The 15,210-nt window shown below is 54.4% G+C and carries 16 protein-coding genes; 6 read left to right on the top strand and 10 right to left on the bottom strand.

The window, feature by feature from the left end; all coding sequences use genetic code 11:
- Positions 1 to 7 precede the first annotated feature (7 nt).
- Both QMX93_RS00565 and QMX93_RS00560 read right to left on the bottom strand, forming a co-directional pair.
- Positions 8 to 364: a zf-TFIIB domain-containing protein gene (locus QMX93_RS00565; protein ID WP_080896081.1), complete on the bottom strand. Its 357-nt coding sequence runs from the start codon at positions 362 to 364 to the stop codon at positions 8 to 10.
- A 177-nt stretch (positions 365 to 541) separates the two neighbouring features.
- The gene (locus tag QMX93_RS00560) at positions 542 to 2,635 is read right to left on the bottom strand and encodes a heavy metal translocating P-type ATPase (RefSeq protein ID WP_042561908.1); all 2,094 of its coding nucleotides are present in this window, start codon (positions 2,633 to 2,635) and stop codon (positions 542 to 544) included.
- On the opposite strand from QMX93_RS00560, the gene QMX93_RS00555 reads away from it, so the two are divergent.
- Positions 2,577 to 3,101: a hypothetical protein gene (locus QMX93_RS00555; RefSeq protein ID WP_162184570.1), complete on the top strand. Its 525-nt coding sequence runs from the start codon at positions 2,577 to 2,579 to the stop codon at positions 3,099 to 3,101. The two genes, QMX93_RS00560 and QMX93_RS00555, sit on opposite strands and share 59 nt — an antisense overlap.
- An 81-nt stretch (positions 3,102 to 3,182) precedes the next feature.
- Here QMX93_RS00555 and QMX93_RS00550 read toward each other — a convergent pair whose 3' ends face one another.
- Positions 3,183 to 3,827: a thioredoxin domain-containing protein gene (locus QMX93_RS00550; protein WP_042561909.1), complete on the bottom strand. Its 645-nt coding sequence runs from the start codon at positions 3,825 to 3,827 to the stop codon at positions 3,183 to 3,185.
- Positions 3,824 to 4,264 (bottom strand): disulfide bond formation protein B, encoded by a 441-nt coding sequence (locus tag QMX93_RS00545; protein WP_042561910.1) that lies wholly within the window; start codon positions 4,262 to 4,264, stop codon positions 3,824 to 3,826. The genes QMX93_RS00550 and QMX93_RS00545 overlap by 4 nt, the downstream gene beginning before the upstream one ends.
- A gap of 95 nt (positions 4,265 to 4,359) precedes the next feature.
- On the opposite strand from QMX93_RS00545, the gene QMX93_RS00540 reads away from it, so the two are divergent.
- Entirely contained in the window at positions 4,360 to 4,767 is a 408-nt protein-coding gene (locus QMX93_RS00540) for a helix-turn-helix domain-containing protein (protein WP_042562261.1), read from the top strand.
- A 288-nt stretch (positions 4,768 to 5,055) separates the two neighbouring features.
- Here the strand turns inward: QMX93_RS00540 and QMX93_RS00535 are convergent, their stop codons facing one another.
- On the bottom strand, positions 5,056 to 5,688 hold the full coding sequence (locus QMX93_RS00535) for an antitoxin Xre/MbcA/ParS toxin-binding domain-containing protein (protein WP_080963325.1): 633 nt from the start codon (positions 5,686 to 5,688) through the stop codon (positions 5,056 to 5,058).
- Between the two features lie 294 nt (positions 5,689 to 5,982).
- Between QMX93_RS00535 and QMX93_RS00530 the strand changes: the two genes are divergently transcribed.
- From QMX93_RS00530 to QMX93_RS00520, 3 genes are all read left to right on the top strand, one after another.
- Positions 5,983 to 6,315: a transposase gene (locus QMX93_RS00530; protein WP_108184288.1), complete on the top strand. Its 333-nt coding sequence runs from the start codon at positions 5,983 to 5,985 to the stop codon at positions 6,313 to 6,315.
- The gene (tnpB, locus tag QMX93_RS00525) at positions 6,312 to 6,647 is read left to right on the top strand and encodes an IS66 family insertion sequence element accessory protein TnpB (protein ID WP_042561913.1); all 336 of its coding nucleotides are present in this window, start codon (positions 6,312 to 6,314) and stop codon (positions 6,645 to 6,647) included. Before QMX93_RS00530 ends, tnpB begins: the two co-directional genes overlap by 4 nt.
- A gap of 61 nt (positions 6,648 to 6,708) precedes the next feature.
- Positions 6,709 to 8,235 carry an IS66 family transposase gene (locus QMX93_RS00520; protein ID WP_042561912.1) on the top strand — a complete coding sequence of 509 codons (1,527 nt, stop codon included), beginning with the start codon at positions 6,709 to 6,711 and terminating at the stop codon, positions 8,233 to 8,235.
- A 25-nt stretch (positions 8,236 to 8,260) separates the two neighbouring features.
- Here the strand turns inward: QMX93_RS00520 and QMX93_RS00515 are convergent, their stop codons facing one another.
- Positions 8,261 to 9,223: an arsenic resistance protein gene (locus tag QMX93_RS00515; protein WP_108184780.1), complete on the bottom strand. Its 963-nt coding sequence runs from the start codon at positions 9,221 to 9,223 to the stop codon at positions 8,261 to 8,263.
- Between the two features lie 696 nt (positions 9,224 to 9,919).
- Here QMX93_RS00515 and QMX93_RS00505 point away from each other — a divergent pair.
- Complete coding sequence (locus QMX93_RS00505; protein ID WP_010565120.1) at positions 9,920 to 10,468, top strand: 3'-5' exonuclease; 549 nt, start codon at positions 9,920 to 9,922, stop codon at positions 10,466 to 10,468.
- Positions 10,469 to 10,494: 26 nt separating this feature from the next.
- On the opposite strand, the gene QMX93_RS00500 is transcribed toward QMX93_RS00505, so the two are convergent.
- From QMX93_RS00500 to QMX93_RS00485, 4 genes are read right to left on the bottom strand one after another with little or no spacing between them, the layout of a single operon-like run.
- A complete protein-coding gene (locus QMX93_RS00500) occupies positions 10,495 to 10,977 on the bottom strand; it encodes a Mov34/MPN/PAD-1 family protein (protein ID WP_042556859.1) in 483 nt (160 codons plus the stop codon).
- Positions 10,974 to 12,758: a ThiF family adenylyltransferase gene (locus tag QMX93_RS00495; protein ID WP_047297383.1), complete on the bottom strand. Its 1,785-nt coding sequence runs from the start codon at positions 12,756 to 12,758 to the stop codon at positions 10,974 to 10,976. Before QMX93_RS00495 ends, QMX93_RS00500 begins: the two co-directional genes overlap by 4 nt.
- Complete coding sequence (locus QMX93_RS00490) at positions 12,742 to 13,992, bottom strand: nucleotidyltransferase (RefSeq protein WP_047297384.1); 1,251 nt, start codon at positions 13,990 to 13,992, stop codon at positions 12,742 to 12,744. The genes QMX93_RS00495 and QMX93_RS00490 overlap by 17 nt, the downstream gene beginning before the upstream one ends.
- Positions 13,993 to 15,159 (bottom strand): SAVED domain-containing protein, encoded by a 1,167-nt coding sequence (locus QMX93_RS00485; protein ID WP_042556862.1) that lies wholly within the window; start codon positions 15,157 to 15,159, stop codon positions 13,993 to 13,995.
- Positions 15,160 to 15,210: the final 51 nt, after the last annotated feature.

Here is a 15,210-nt window from a genome sequence, read left to right as displayed (position 1 = left end):
CGCCATCTTAATCAAATAGTTCCTGCAAAAACGATTTTTTGCGACTCGGTTGTCCCTGATGCCCACTTTGACTTTGATGGCCACCTTCTTTCCATCCACCGCTGTGGCTCCCTCGATCTCCATGACCATGCTTATTCCCGTACTGGTTGTAACCAGGTTGTTCTGCTGGCGTCGAACTTTGGACAGGTGATGTGAGGTTCTGTGGAAGCAATCTAACGGTCTCTTGTCGCTGACTACGCTCAATAATCTTGTCGAGTTCACCTCGGTCAAGCCAGACACCGCGGCATTGCGGGCAATAGTCAATTTCTATGCTCTGGCGCTCAGTCATTACTAAAGCTATATCTTTGCAGATAGGACATTGCATATTTAATTCCTTATGTGAGTAATCAATTTTGACAATGTAGCTTTCGAATCAATACCGCAATAGTTGTGGTCCATTGAATACCACAAGCGGGCTCGTCCCCATATCGGCGAAAAGAGCCATCCACAAAGTTGCTTGGCCGGGCGAAGACGCTTTTATCTTTCATCCTCACCTCGCGATCTACTTCTTTAGCAATCGAAGTCCATTGAGCACGACAAGTATGCTCACTCCAACGTCTGCAAAAACAGCCATCCACATGGTGGCCAAACCCATGAGGGTGAACACAAGGAAAATGGCCTTAATACCTAAGGCGAACAAAATGTTTTGCTTAAGAATCACAGCTGTCTCGCGTGACAGGCGGACGAAGGCCGGAATCTTGCGCAGATCATCATCCATTAAAGCAACGTCAGCCGTTTCAATAGCGGTTCCCGTGCCAGCCGCGGCCATGGCGAATCCGATCTGAGACTTGGCCAATGCAGGTGCATCGTTTATCCCATCACCGACCATCCCCACCACGTGCTTACGGCCCTTCAATTGATCAATTACTGAAAACTTGTCGCTGGGCAACAAGTTTCCCCGCGCCTCATCTATCCCAACTCGTTTGGCAATCGCATCAGCCGTGTACGAATTGTCGCCTGTAAGCATCATGGTCTTGATACCCAATGCATGCAGCTCCTTGATCGCTGTCTGGCTTGAGTCCTTTACGGTATCGGCTACAGCAAACAACGCAAAAACCTGACTGGCGCTGGTCAAGGCTACGACTGTTTTGCCTTGGCGCTCCAGGCTAGTCAGAGATTCGTCCAACTGCGAAGTACCGAGCCCCAACTCCTGGATCAGTCGGTGATTGCCCAGGTAGAAGAGCTGGCCTTCAATCATCCCCTTTACCCCGCGACCGGGAAGGGCCTCAAAACTCTCCACTTGCAGGAACGTTGATGCGTCCGAGCCTTCGTACTTGGCAATTGCCTGTGATACGGGGTGATCCGAGCGTGCACTGAGGCTGGCGGCAACAATCTGAGGATGTACCTCTGAGTCTTCGGCTACCGGAATGTAGTCTGTCTGAACCGGTTTCCCATGGGTAATGGTGCCGGTTTTATCGAGCGCGACGAAACTCAGCTTGGCGCCTATTTCCAGGTAGATGCCGCCTTTAACCAAAATGCCTTTGCGAGCCGCTGCCGCCAGACCACTGACGATGGACACCGGAGTGGAAATGACCAGCGCACAAGGGCAAGCAACCACCAGAAGCACCAGTGCACGATAGATCCAGTCAGTCCACAATCCGCCCATAAACAGTGGTGGGAATACCGCAATCGCGACGGCGAAAAAGAACACCCCTGGCGTATAAATTTTGGCAAACTTATCAACGAACCGCTGGGTTGGAGCTCGCGAACTTTGGGCTTCTTCAACCGCGTGAATGATTCGAGCAAGGGTCGTATTGTTGGCCTCAGCTGTCACTCGATACTCGAAGGAGCCGGATTCGTTAATGGAGCCGGCATAGACAGGATCATCGACATCTTTTTCGATGGGCAAGCTCTCGCCCGTGATGGGCGCTTGGTTAACAGTAGAGTTACCAGAAGAGACTTTACCATCCAGGCCAATTCGTTCGCCGGGGCGGACACGAACCAAGGCCCCAATCTCGACCGTTTTTACATCGACTTCCAGCCAACTACCGTTGGGTTGGCGCACGGTAGCTCGTTCAGGGGTCAAGTCCATCAGCCCCTTGATCGCATTGCGCGCACGATCCAGCGATTTCGCTTCGACCATTTCCGCAACGGTGAAGAGAAACATGACCATCGCGGCTTCTGGCCACTGTCCGATCAACACCGCTCCGGTAACCGCGATGCTCATCAGCGCGTTGATGTTCAGGTTGAGGTGTTTGATCGAGATCAAACCCTTCTTGTAGGTCGTAGGCCCGCAGAGCACGATGGCGAACAAGGCTATGACCGCTATCACCCATTCAGGCGCGGAGTTAGTGAAGTGCAGGACTTCAGCACCCACGGCAGCGACACCGGAAAGCGCTAATGGCCACCATGTGCTCTTAGGTGATTCCGCCTGGGGAAGGACTTCTGGCGTATCTGCGCTGGTTGCATTGCCATTAGCCGTCAAAGGTTCGGCGTGCATGCCCAGCGATAGCACTGCTGCCTCGATACCCAAGGTGTCGGGTAGCTCGTGCCAGACAGCCATCGTGCGGTTCATCATGTTGAACTCGAGCTTTTGAATGCCGCTCATCTTCGCGAGCTTGTCCTCGATCATGGTCTGCTCGGAAGGACAGCACATCTGCCCAATCCTGAAACTGCTGAAACGAGTCGCTTCGTCGGTATTGGTGGGAGACACGTTTTCGATGCCGACTTTGGGACTACCCGCAGCAGATGGTGGGCAGCAAGCATCGATAAAAAGGTCATTATCAACCGTAGCAGCAGGCTGGCTCGGCTCGGCAAGGCTGTACAGGGCAGATGGCGGTGCTACGACAGCGCAGTTCGATTTACTGATATCGGAGCCAGGGGAGCAGCAACCCGCGCCCTTTACTGAAGAAGGCGCTGAGCTGACGTCCAAAGTTTTCGCGGAGCAGCAACTACTGTTGGACTGTGCTGTAGTTGTATTACACATAGTCGCGGCAGGTGCACAGCAGCCGGTCGGTGCTGCCGGGTCAAATACCTCAACGGCGGCGTCACTTTTCGGTGTTTGTTCATCACCGCAACAGCTTTTCATAAAGGCACTCTCCACAATTTATTGTGAAGAGTGAACACCCTATAGCCACTATAAGGTCAAGCGGATTGTCGAGCCCGGTGAGCTTTTTTCATTCCGCATTCCGCACGCGCCCTTATTAACGAGCTTGGTTGATTTCGCTCCAAATCAGATCGTAGAGCTGTTGAGCGCCGAAGTTAGTCAGGGGTTTACCGTTAACGAAAAATGTCGGTGTTCCCTTCACACCTACAGTTTTGGCATCAGCGGCATCTCTTTCTATCGTGGCGGTGATCTCCGGCGACATCATGTCCTCACGAGCCTTAGCCACGTCCAAGCCCGCTTGGGCCGCTACGTCCCAAGCTGCTGATGCTTTCGCATCGTCATGCCACTGCGGTTGAGCAGCGAGGACAGCTTCAAGTACCGGCACAAAAACACCCTGCTTACGTGAAGCCTCGAGCAGACGTATGGCTTCTTCAGACCCTACGTGAAGCTTCACATAGCGCAGCACTAAGCGAACATCGCCTGGGTGTTGTGACATCATCTTTTTGACGATGGGGTAGAAGGCACGGCAGCTTTCACAAGATGGATCGAAGAATTCTACGATTGTCACCGGGGCGTCGGCAGGGCCGAAGCTTGGTGAGTTAAACCGCACTAGCGCGCTGGTTTGCGGTACAGGTGCTGTAGCCTGGGGCACAGTGGCAGCACGATTGTAGAAAAATGCTGCGACGGCAAAGCCTACGATGGCTAGCACGCTGATGGAGAGGACGACGGCGCGTCTGCTCATACGGTAAATCTCCGACGGATAAGAACGAGAAAAATGATCAGCAGGCTGAACACGCCCAGCGATAAAAGTGGCAGCGGAACACCACTGAGGATGGTCATGTCGGCACCGGAGCAGGAAGGGCCGGCCCCGCAAGGTTTGATGCTTTCAGGAATCAGTCCGAAATAAAGCAGGTTGTGATACAGAGCGATGAGCCAACCCATGACTGCTAATGGCAGTGCATAGCGCCAAACACCGGTGTCCGATAAACAGCAGGCGACGCCCAATACCAGGACGAGTGGAAACATGAAGGCTCGTTGAAACCAACAGAGCACACAGGGCAGTTGCCCCATGACTTCACCAACGAATAGCACGGCGATTGTTGATACCAGAGCAAGCAACCAGGCACAGAGCAACAGCGCCCAAGCTCCGGATTGATGTTGTTTTAAGGGGGCTTCCATAGGATTCAGTCCACTTTTCTATTGAGCGCACGCAGATTTGCTTATCGCCTAAGGCGCGTAGAATGAAGATTCTAGCAACTATAAGGTCAAGCGAAATGAGTTCGACCAAATACACAGTCGGTGATCTGGCGAAGGCGACTGATACCAAAGCGGTGACCATCCGCTATTACGAGCAGGTCGGCCTCCTGCCTTCTGCAGGGCGTTCAGCATCAGGCTATCGCTTCTACACCGACGAGGAGCGCGACCGTCTATTGTTCATCCGACGTAGCCGCACACTGGGCTTCAGCCTTGACGATGTTCGAGAGTTGCTGGGCTTTGCGGATAACCGCGACGCTTCCTGCGCCAGGGTGGACGCAAAAATCGAGGGGCAGTTAGAGCAGGTTCGAATGCGCATCCGAGACCTGCAAGGCTTGGAGGTGGAGTTGGAGCGTTTGATTGCTTGTTGCGAGGGCGGCGTGATCGAGCAGTGCCGTATTATCGAGTCGATGTCCAATCCCCGTTAAGGATGCTAACCGGCCACCCCACAATTTTGGCGGGAGTCCTGTTGAATGAACTGATCATTTATATCGACTATGTGGTGGTTTCGACTCCGTCTTGGCGGTATCAAGAGTCGCAGGTGCAATGACGTAACGCACGCCGTTGAGGGATGAACCAACGCTTGGGCTTTGATGCCTATACCGGCTAGAGCGTTTGCGTTGATCATAGTGATTGACTCTCAGATTCAGTGATAGTCATAGAAGTGGGCATGCTGCTGCCCGTTATTTCCGTCCACACTGTTAACTGTGGCAGGATTAAAATGACATGCCTTCAGACACCTGAATCAGCATTTCTTCAACTAGATGTGTGCCGTGAGACGTAGTGACCATTGCCAGTGGGCTTTTTCCCAAAAAACGGGCTTTGGGTTTGGAAAGCCATTGTTTGGCCTTCCCTTCGTCCCCGAACATGATCTCGGCCATGGCGGTAATGTGTGCGAACCGGAACAGGCGATCGCTCTCATCCGACGTTAAAAGCTGATCGCTTGCCAATTTTGTTTTGAGCGTTTTGGGGTGAATGATTATGTCGCGTTCTTGCGGATTTACGGTGCCATCAGCACAAAGCGATGAAATCAGGCCGGCCGAAAAGCCAGCTACTATCATGTCGTGAATGTCTTGATCCGAAGCGTTGGAAGGGATATGGAGATACGCAGCCAACCGCTTGCGGTAAGCATGATAGGCATCCTCACGCAGGACTCCAGCAAACATCGGCCGTACTGATATTGCACTGTTCATGGGCGTCAGCACTAATGTGCCATTCGCTATCGTTAGCTCTAAATGATCACCAACACCTAACCCCATTTGGTCAAGCAACTCTGGAGGTAGGTCAATGATGATGTCGCCAGTACCGTCCTCAGTATTCTGGCACTTGACTATCCAATGCTCGCTCATGATTGTCCGGCCCTCATCCGCGACTAGAGAATGACACACATCATTATGCTCGGGCGCAGAGCTGACCAAAGGAACGTGCACTCCTCCAGTAGACATGCACTGCCGCTGCTCGAACGCCGGATAGCGAGTGCAACAGCAAAAAATGGGGCAATGGCTTTGCCGCCTTTCCACCGTCACATGGTTACGAGCTTGGTAACCGTCCGGCCAAGTCATCTACCCAGCCCTGCAAAGCGAAGACATGGTGTGCACTTAAATTAAGTGGACACCAGTTCTAGCCTTTTAAGCGGGTATTTCATGCAGCCAACACGCCGTTCCTATTCCAAATCCTTTAAAGCCCAGATCATTCAAGAGTGCGCCCAACCAGGCGCTTCGGTTGCCAGCGTCGCGCTCGGTCATAGCCTCAACGCAAACCTCGTCCACAAATGGATTCGGCTGCAAGCGCAGAAAATCCCGGCGCCGCCACCTGCATTTATTCCGTTAGCCATGCCGCTGGCCGGGGCGAACTCCCATCCAGCATCATCGAATATCTGCGTTGAAATACAGCACCCGCGCGGCATCATCAAAGTGAACTGGCCCACTGAAAGTGCTGCCGCCTGCGCGGCTTTTCTTCGAGATATTCTGCGATGATTCGCATCGACTCTATCTGGCTCGCCACCGAACCGATGGACATGCGCGCAGGCACCGAAACGGCGCTAGCCAAGGTGATCGCGGTGTTCGGTGCGGCGCAGCCGCACTGCGCTTATCTGTTCGCCAACCGTCGCGCCAATCGCATGAAAGTGCTGGTGCATGACGGCTTCGGAATATGGCTGGCGGCGCGCCGGTTAAACCAAGGCAAGTTCCACTGGCCTGGCATTCGCCATGGTTCTGAGATGGAACTGGATGCCGAGCAACTTCAAGCATTGGTGCTGGGGCTGCCATGGCAACGCGCAGGTTCTGGAGGCTCGATCATACTGCTTTAACGGCTGCCATTAGCCTATCGGTCTATCGTCGCGAAACGCCTGCTCTGGCAAAGTCCGGCGTATGACTTCTTCGCCCAATCTCGACCAACTGTCTCCCACTCAACTGCGCGTCCTCGCAGCGCAGTTGCTCTCGCAAGTCGACACTATGGGCAAGAAAATCAACCGTGATCAAACAGTCATTGAGAAACTGACCCATGAGATCGCCCAGCTCAAGCGTTTGAAGTTTGCCAAGCGCAGCGAGCAGATGAATCCTGAACAGGCCAGCCTGCTAGATGACCTGATCGATACTGATATCGCGGCGATTGAGGCCGAGCTTCAGGCGTTGCAAATAGCACCAACGGCGACCGAGGAAAAGCAAAAGCCCAAGCGCACGGCATTGCCGGCAGAATTTCCGCGAACGTTGATCCATCACGAACCGGACAACACTCACTGCCCATGCGGCTGCGCCCTCAAGCGCATAGGTGAGGACGTTAGCGAGAAGCTGGACTACACGCCCGGCGTGTTCACCGTCGAGCGCCATGTCCGTGGCAAGTGGGTCTGCGATAACTGCGAAACGCTGATCCAGGCACCGGTTCCGGCGCAGGTCATTGATAAGGGCATCCCGACTTCGGGCCTGCTCGCACAGGTCATGATCGCCAAGTTTGCTGACCATCTGCCGCTTTACCGTCAGGAATCGATCTTCGGTCGAGCGGGCCTGGCGATTCCACGTTCAACCTTGGCTCAATGGGTTGGCGTGACCGGAGTTCAGTTGCAGCCGCTGGTCGATGCGCTGCGCGAAGTAGTGCTTGGGCAACAAGTCATCCACGCAGATGAAACACCGGTGCAGATGCTCATGCCGGGAACAAAGAAAACCCATCGCTCCTATGTGTGGGCCTACGCTACCAGCCAGTTCTCGGATGTGGCAGCGGTGGTTTATGACTTCAGCTCCAGTCGCGCCGGAGAGCATGCTCGCAACTTCCTTCAGGACTGGAAGGGCAAGTTGGTCTGCGACGATTTTGGCGGCTACAAGGCCAGCTTTGAACTCGGCGTGACAGAGATCGGCTGCATGGCCCATACACGGCGCAAGTTCTTCGAACTGCACGCTACGAATAAAAGCACGCTCGCCGAGCAAGCCCTGCGCTATATCCAGTTGTTGTACGAAATCGAAAGAGAAGTCAGAGACCTGGAGCCGGATTTACGGCGCCGAATACGGCAAGAAAAAGCCGTACCGGTGATGGATAGGCTGCATGCCTGGATGATCGCGCAGCGTGATCTTGTGCCCGAAGGTTCGGCCATCAGCAGAGCACTCGATTACAGCCTTAAACGCTGGGCAGCGCTGTCGCGCTACCTCGATGACGGGGCGGTTCCCATTGATAATAATTGGGCGGAGAACCAGATCCGGCCATGGGCTCTTGGGCGCAAGAACTGGCTCTTCGCCGGGTCGCTACGCAGCGGAAAACGGGCTGCGGCGATCATGAGCTTGATCCAGTCAGCACGGCTGAATGGCCATGATCCGTACGCCTATCTAAAGGATGTTCTCATGCGCCTGCCGACGCAGCGCGCGAGTGAGATTAACAAGCTGCTGCCGCACATGTGGGCGCCTGTTTAATCGCGCAGGGTGTCTGCCCTGGCATCTACATTTTGCGCCACACCAAAGCAGGAATTGCTCGGATGTAAATTAGTTCGCTGACCAACTCAATCAGCGTTTGAGTAATGACTGCTGCCGCAGCGAGCCCTCTGATTTCCTCGGGCAAGGCCAATGCCAATGGCAGAACCACTAATGAGTTTCGTGTCGAACTGCTGAAAGCGACTGATCTTGCCGTGCTGGCCGGTAACTTAAACGCCCGAGCCACCAGCGCACCTACCACCGGTGCCAAGAGCGTGAAACCAATGTAGGCGGGAATAACAGGCAGCAGCTTGTCGATGTCTCTGACCACCGTTGAAATCTGAGCGCCGATCACTACGACCAATACAGCCGCCATAGCCGGTACAGGCATCCAGGCCCATGCGTTGTTCCAGCTTTCAACGATGCGTGATCTCTTTGCCCCGGCAGCTGTTGCTACCGCTAAGACCAAAGGCAAAGCGATCAGCATCACAAAGGCCTCAACAAATGGGCCTATAGAAATGACCACTGTTGAGTCGTTACCCAGCATGAAGGTCAGGTACACCGGCAGCAGCACAAGCTGCATCAAAAGAAGCAATGGGGTGGCCGCCAGAGTGAGTTTGGAGTCGCCTTTACCGATATGGGTAAAAACCACCACATAGTCGATACAAGGCGTCAGCAAGACCAACAGGGCACCCACCAAAATCGCCGGGTGATTGGTTATCCCCATCGTCAATGCCCAAACCAGCAAGGGGATGGCCACGAAGTTGGCTGTGAGCAGCGCTGCCATGAAACGCTTATTTGCGAGGCCATTACGGAGATCCAAGAACGGGATCTGTAGAAACATGGCGTACATCAGCACTGCGATGGTGGGTGTCACCGTCGACCCTAATGCTTCAGACGCATTGGGGGCGAGCAGGCCTCCGAGGGCCGCGACAATGACCGCGACGAAGTAAATGGGAATCTGGTTAGTCTCTAGCTGTTCTCTGTCCACAAAATGCCCTTCAAGCGCGTGAAATTATTTTCTGAAGACAGGTTAATATCTGTAGCTGCTACAGGTTCAAGAAAATGCTTGGGGAGTTTGCATGTCAGGAATCGGGGCGCTGTCGAAATCAACGGGTTGCCACATTGAAACGATTCGCTACTACGAGAAAATAGGCCTTTTACCTCCCGCCCTGCGGTCGACTGGGCGGCATCGAATCTATACTGAAAAGCATCGATCAAGACTCGTCTTCATCCGGCAGAATCGTGAATTGGGTTTCCCGCTCGAAGATATCCGAGAACTCATCGCGCTCGCAGCAGATGCTGATCGTCCGTGCGCTGACGCGCTTTCGGTGGTCAAGAAGCACCTAGCGGAAGTAGAGTCGAAGGTAGCAAAGCTTCAGCAAATCCGGGTAGAGCTGCTCTCAATGGCAGGTATGTGTGAGTCAACATGCCTAGGTTTGAACACTCCAGACTGCACGATTGTTGAGTCACTTTTTGAACCTGCTGCTGGGGTTCGCTCTGGTTGCTGCTCCTAGACGAGTCAAGAGCATAGGGGGAGCAAGCTGCCATCGAAACCGAATAGCGCGATAGCCTCGACAGGGTGTTTCGAGCGTCCGTCTACACCAAACGGGCTGGTACAAGATGTGTTCGGCAGACGCTTACCGAGCTTGAGCGTGATCTGGCAACTACACGAAAAGGATATGACATGAACCCTGATGAGCTTTATGTTTCCGTCGACGTCGAGACTTCTGGACCTATACCAGGCGAATACAGCCTGCTTTCCATTGGAGCTTGCCTTGTAGATCAACCTGCCACGTCCATCTATCTTGAACTACGACCTGACAGTCCAAAACACGACCCAGAAGCACTGGCAGTATCGGGGCTGAGTCTGGAGAAGCTGGAGCGCGAAGGACTCACTCCGCAACAGGCGATGCTGACATTTGGTGAATGGCTGAAATCATCCTGCCAAACGGGGCAGAAGGTCATTTTCGTAGGACTCAATGCACCGTTTGACTGGTCATTCGTCAACTACTACTTCCACAAATACTTGGAAACCAACCCCTTTGGTTTTACCGCTATCGACATGAAGGCCTACTTCATGGGAGCTGTAGGTTGCAGCTGGCAGGAAACAAAATCATCCAAGATGACCGCTGCGCTGAAGCCACTCAGCGAACCGAACCATAACGCATTGGATGATGCTCGCTTTCAGGCAGAGCTCTTCGCGCTAATGCTGGCGGGTAAGGGTAACCGCTGACGCCTCCCATGGCACTGACTTGAAGCTTATCTAAGCCAAGTTGCTTCAACATATCTGCCGCCCCTGAACGACCAAGCCTTGATGCCTTCTGGTTTTTCGGACTTGCCAACGATAACGGCTATTGGGTGCGGTAGATCCTGCGTGTAACGCGCAGCAAATCTGGAGAAACTTCCTATGTCTGCCGGAGAAATCACCGGAACAGATTGGGGATGCGTATGCCAATAGCCCACCAGACGTAACCCTTGTTCGTTGGCAGCTTGGATCTCCTGACGGCACCGCTCCGCATCCAACTCTAGCCAAGACCAGCCTGACCGATCGGCGCGATGAGGCAACGTGGCCAAGGCCAGCAGCAACCCTTTCGGATTAACCGGGTTGACGAATAACTGTCCCCCTCGCTCCACGCCAAAGAGGCCCTGCCGATGACTATCCAAGATGTCCGCGACAGCTTGCGACACCAATAGCTCGGAATCCACCTCCGCCCATCTCCAGCGCCAAGCGATATCCGTCATACCATTTCATCCTTATGTTCCGGCCATCCGCGCTCGAGTAGGAGTTGCTGCGCCCCCTCTGGAAGTTTGGGCCCATGGTATTGGCCTCCTAGGCTCGGCACATCTTCAGGCCTGTAGATACTGCTGACCCAAGATGCAGTGGTGATGTTGCAGGTCAATGCACGTAAAGCCGTGTGCGACACCATAGAGGCGATATTGGTCATCCCCAGCGATCCGCCTGGAATAAAGCTCTCCCCACAAGCGGGCAGTGGAACCACACCTCCTCCCGGCCACTCGGTAAACTTATGAAGAAAATCGCCGATGTCCGTGAATAAATGACGGCCATCAAAGGTACCGGCTGGTGCGAATAGCGCGTGGCCTACCTGGGTATACGGTTCGCTCCAGGCTTGTAAAAGTCCCCAAGAAACGCCGCTGGATTTGGCTCGCCATACAGTGACCTCCGACTGCCAGTCCGCTGTCGTAATCACCACAAGATCTGCGTTATCGAACACTTCTGGTTTGCTGCTCATAACTACTTCGGCGAAAGTCGAATAAGCGGTGCATTCTGTAGTCGGAAGATCTAACAGAATCTTGTCCCTCAACGCTGAGGCTTTCAGTCTCCCTAGGCTATCCGCTCCCAGAACGTGCCGCCCCAGATTGGCTGACACCAAAGTGTCAGGATCGATGAGGGTAAGGTGGCCGACACCGGATCGTGCCAATTGTATTGCCACCGCACTGCCTAATGAGCCAACGCCAACACAAACGACTCGAGCATTTTCAAGGTGCTGTGCAGTGCCACTTATATCGCGGGACAGAATGGACGCTCGATCAAGCACGTCCAGGGCAGTTGCGCGGACAAGTGCCGGAGGATGTGCATTTGCGATAGCTGGCCGCCGGCGCGCTGTACGCAAGCCGAATTTTGCCCCCCGCTCCTGCTGTACGCCGAGCGAGCGCACATTGAGACAATATGTTGGAGCACCTGCCCCTCCTGGAAGCTCCAGAACAATCCATCGACTCGCCAACGTTCCATGCAGCTCAAACCATGCCAGCAATTGCTCGGCATCGTCAGGTTGAAGGTGTGGCTTTAGCCACAGCAATAAATCTTCTGGATCCGGGGTGCGGATATCCGGATAAGTCTGAAGCTTGACGTAAAAACCGGGAGTTTCGGCCGCGCGAATGACAGCGGAGCGCCCGACAACCCGCCGGTAATGCCCTTTGAGTGCTGCTACATTCGATGCTAACCAAACCGTTTCCTGACCGGATGGCACAGCCCGGCGCGGATCGCTGAGCGCAAACAACTGCGAGGCAGTCTGAGGTCGATCCAACAGTAAGAGGTTCTGGAATGACTGACCGTGCTGAAACGACCAGTAGGTAGTGATCTCATTCTGAAATTCGATATCGCGCGTTGCCTGGCTTGATCCCATCTTGGACAACGAAACAATCTGGGCCAAGCGAGCAAGGCTGTCCTCTACCACGACCTCTGGGGAGCCCATGATGGGGCGTTCCTGAAAGCCATGAAGGCAAAGCCCCGACTTGGTGGCATGCGGCCAAACCAGCCATGGAGAGGGTTCGACGTTCAGCCGCAAGAGTCCACGGGGAAAGTTGGAGGGGAAACCAATACGCAGACGCCGCTCCTGCCCCGTGTAATCGATGGGCAAGGGGAAGTGAAAGCACGCCGCTTCGTCAGCCCGCATGGGTGCGAGCTGGAGCAATGCATCGGCTGCATCCTGACCTAGGGTATTTCGCAGCGCGGCGATTCCGCGCTGCAATGGCGTCTTAAGAGGATCAGCCAAGGCGTCCAACTGGCTTTACGCTCGACTGAGAGGTTCCGCCACCGCTGGCCCCTCCGAAGAGCGAACCCATCGAAGCAGAGTTTCGAGTAGTGCCATCCGGTCGGCCGGGCATAGTCCAATTCGCAGGGATCTCATTGTTCACTGCCGTAATGAATGCCGGTGCAATACCGAAATTCTTTTTCACTGCCTCGGCAAAGGAATCGTTGGATTCAAAACTTTCCAAACCCAATGAAACAGATGCACTGGCGTCCGCATGCCATTTGGCAAATGCTTGGCGATAGCCTTGCCCCTCGCCCGGTCGATTCCACTTCTCTGCAAAGTTTTCGCCGTTATCGGCAGGGTTGCAGACATAGCAGTCGCTACCTCTCTGCCCGATGTGCTGCGGCATCCTGCGAACGATTTCCAAAATTGCATCGAGCGGTGCCAGAGGCTTCGCCTGCGACTCCTTTACGACATCCAGGTATGCGTGCGTGGCCAGGGTGGTGATGACCGCAGATATTGGGCGAGTATCAGCGCTCCTTGTCTTAATGGCCCATTCATCGCGATGCCGCTTGAGCAGCTTAATGGTTGCACGCAGGGGATCTTGATCGATGTAATCCTGATAATGCGGCAAAGGATCTTGTGTCGCGGCATCAAGCATCCGCTGGCTTTTGGCAACTACCAAGCTTTCCAGAGAGATCTCTTGGGCAGAAGCAACCTGCAACCAATTCGAGTAAGGGATAGGGCTGCTTGCTTTCCACCCTGTGACCCGATCCGGAACCTCCAGCTTACCTTCGCCGTTTGCTTCGCCATTTCCGTTGATCGCGCGGGCAGGCGTGACATCGATGTGGAAACCTGGATTTTCGTCGGCATAAACGATCCGGATGCCACGACGTAATTGCTTAACTTCTTCTTGGACGCGGGAGCCTTCCCTAAAACGCTGCTCAATCGCTTCTAGAACTTCCTTCGCACTAGCGCCTTGAGCGTGAGGGAGCCAGATAATCGCGTCCGCATCAATGGTGTCCAGATCCGCAGGCGCGCCGGGGATTGGCTTGATGGTCGTTTTCAGCCGCATCGAGCCTTGCACAAAGATATGGGCCTCAGCGAGCAGCGGGTTGTCGGAAGCCGAGAGGATTTTTTCCAGTTGGGAGTAGCGGTCATTAATTTTTTCGTACTGCGCTTCCGACAGCGAGATTTCCCGCGCAGCGCGAAGCAGAAAATATTCCCAACTGCTGCGCTTGGTCTGTTCGTTGCTCAAAAGCATTTACCTAGCCTCCTGGGCCACCAAGCCCAATTGCAGTGTTTGCGTAAACCGATCTTGGTTTTCTTTGTCCCGATCGAAGATCAGGTATGTATGTTGATGCTGTGTTGTGAGCAACGCGCCAAACTCGATGGCCAATGCCGCAGGAATGGCGGCGAAGACGTGGATAGGGTCAGGAGTCAGAGCCTCAAGCTGGCTCAGTCGTATTTGAAGTGCGTCACGAAAGGCATGAATCACCCGACGGTTTTGTACCATCGCATAGCTTGGCTCTGGGATCGACAGCTCTGCAATACGTGCACCGGGCAGAGCTTCGGCCACGTCGCGAACTGGAACTTGCGCAGAAATGGAGAGCACAAGCGCCAGTGGCCCGTCGCCGTCGGGGGGAGGTGTAAACAAAAAAGCGGGCGGCTCAGCGGACTGATCTGGCCAGCGCAAAAGATGCTCGCGGTGAAAGGAGAAGATCAAGCGCTTGGAACGGTCGCCGATACTCTGGCCCAACATCATCAAAGCCGGAATGTCGGCCAAGCCGACTACTGCTAGCGCAGGCGAGTCGCCATAGGTGCCGCCGCGACGCTTGAGTTGCTGCTCCAGCTCATACTGGACGCTGTCTTTGACGTTCTGCCAATAGGTAGTGTCCCTGCCACGTGGTCCGGGCGCAGCGAAGGTGATTTTGATGCCTTGATCGAAGGCGGTTAATCCCTCGGCGGACATCGCAGTCAACAGATCGCGAACGGGGATATCGTTGATCGTCTGAAAATGCTGACTCTGGACGATGAGCGGAATGGCTCTGCCACCATCGGGGGTCGTTGCCGCGAGCCGGATGCGTTCCAGGTACGCTTGGTGTAAACCACTCAAATCATTTTCAGGATACCCATCTGCGTCACGATCAATTTTGTCATGACAACCTGGGCACAGGAGCATCAGATTAGCGGTATTGTTTGTGTGCGCCTCAGCATCATGATCCGCGCGTCCCCGAGGGCCTTTGGGACTGGCGGGCAGGATATGCGCCACTTCGCCCCATTTCATTGGCTTGCCGGCACGATAATCGAACGTCAGATCCGTGCCGCACAGTTCACAATGACCAGCGGTCTGTGTCCATACGATCCGCTTCGTCTCATCATTTGTGTTGAAGCGCCCGCTTGCGGGTTTAGCGTCTTCTTGTTCTGCCATTCCGACCTACCCCAGAGAAACATCCATGATTGAAAACGATGATGGCAAGAT

Origin of the sequence: Pseudomonas sp. PS01303, from assembly GCF_029959385.1 — a bacterium.
GTDB classification, from domain to species: domain Bacteria; phylum Pseudomonadota; class Gammaproteobacteria; order Pseudomonadales; family Pseudomonadaceae; genus Aquipseudomonas; species Aquipseudomonas rustica.
The sequence above is the reverse complement of the archived record's forward strand: the minus strand, read 5'-3'. Positions and strand labels throughout refer to the sequence as shown.

Excerpts from the sequence above, each read along its gene's own strand:
- QMX93_RS00550 (WP_042561909.1), bottom strand. The coding sequence starts at position 3,827 with ATGAGCAGACGCGCCGTCGTCCTCTCCATCAGCGTGCTAGCCATCGTA.
- QMX93_RS00535 (WP_080963325.1), bottom strand. The coding sequence starts at position 5,688 with ATGAGCGAGCATTGGATAGTCAAGTGCCAGAATACTGAGGACGGTACT.
- QMX93_RS00505 (WP_010565120.1), top strand. The coding sequence starts at position 9,920 with ATGAACCCTGATGAGCTTTATGTTTCCGTCGACGTCGAGACTTCTGGA.
- tnpB (WP_042561913.1), top strand. The coding sequence starts at position 6,312 with ATGATTCGCATCGACTCTATCTGGCTCGCCACCGAACCGATGGACATG.
- QMX93_RS00540 (WP_042562261.1), top strand. The coding sequence starts at position 4,360 with ATGAGTTCGACCAAATACACAGTCGGTGATCTGGCGAAGGCGACTGAT.
- QMX93_RS00555 (WP_162184570.1), top strand. The coding sequence starts at position 2,577 with ATGCCGCTCATCTTCGCGAGCTTGTCCTCGATCATGGTCTGCTCGGAA.
- QMX93_RS00545 (WP_042561910.1), bottom strand. The coding sequence starts at position 4,264 with ATGGAAGCCCCCTTAAAACAACATCAATCCGGAGCTTGGGCGCTGTTG.
- QMX93_RS00530 (WP_108184288.1), top strand. The coding sequence starts at position 5,983 with ATGCAGCCAACACGCCGTTCCTATTCCAAATCCTTTAAAGCCCAGATC.
- QMX93_RS00560 (WP_042561908.1), bottom strand. The coding sequence starts at position 2,635 with ATGTGCTGTCCTTCCGAGCAGACCATGATCGAGGACAAGCTCGCGAAG.
- QMX93_RS00520 (WP_042561912.1), top strand. The coding sequence starts at position 6,709 with ATGACTTCTTCGCCCAATCTCGACCAACTGTCTCCCACTCAACTGCGC.
- QMX93_RS00565 (WP_080896081.1), bottom strand. The coding sequence starts at position 364 with ATGCAATGTCCTATCTGCAAAGATATAGCTTTAGTAATGACTGAGCGC.
- QMX93_RS00490 (WP_047297384.1), bottom strand. The coding sequence starts at position 13,992 with ATGCTTTTGAGCAACGAACAGACCAAGCGCAGCAGTTGGGAATATTTT.
- QMX93_RS00500 (WP_042556859.1), bottom strand. The coding sequence starts at position 10,977 with ATGACGGATATCGCTTGGCGCTGGAGATGGGCGGAGGTGGATTCCGAG.
- QMX93_RS00485 (WP_042556862.1), bottom strand. The coding sequence starts at position 15,159 with ATGGCAGAACAAGAAGACGCTAAACCCGCAAGCGGGCGCTTCAACACA.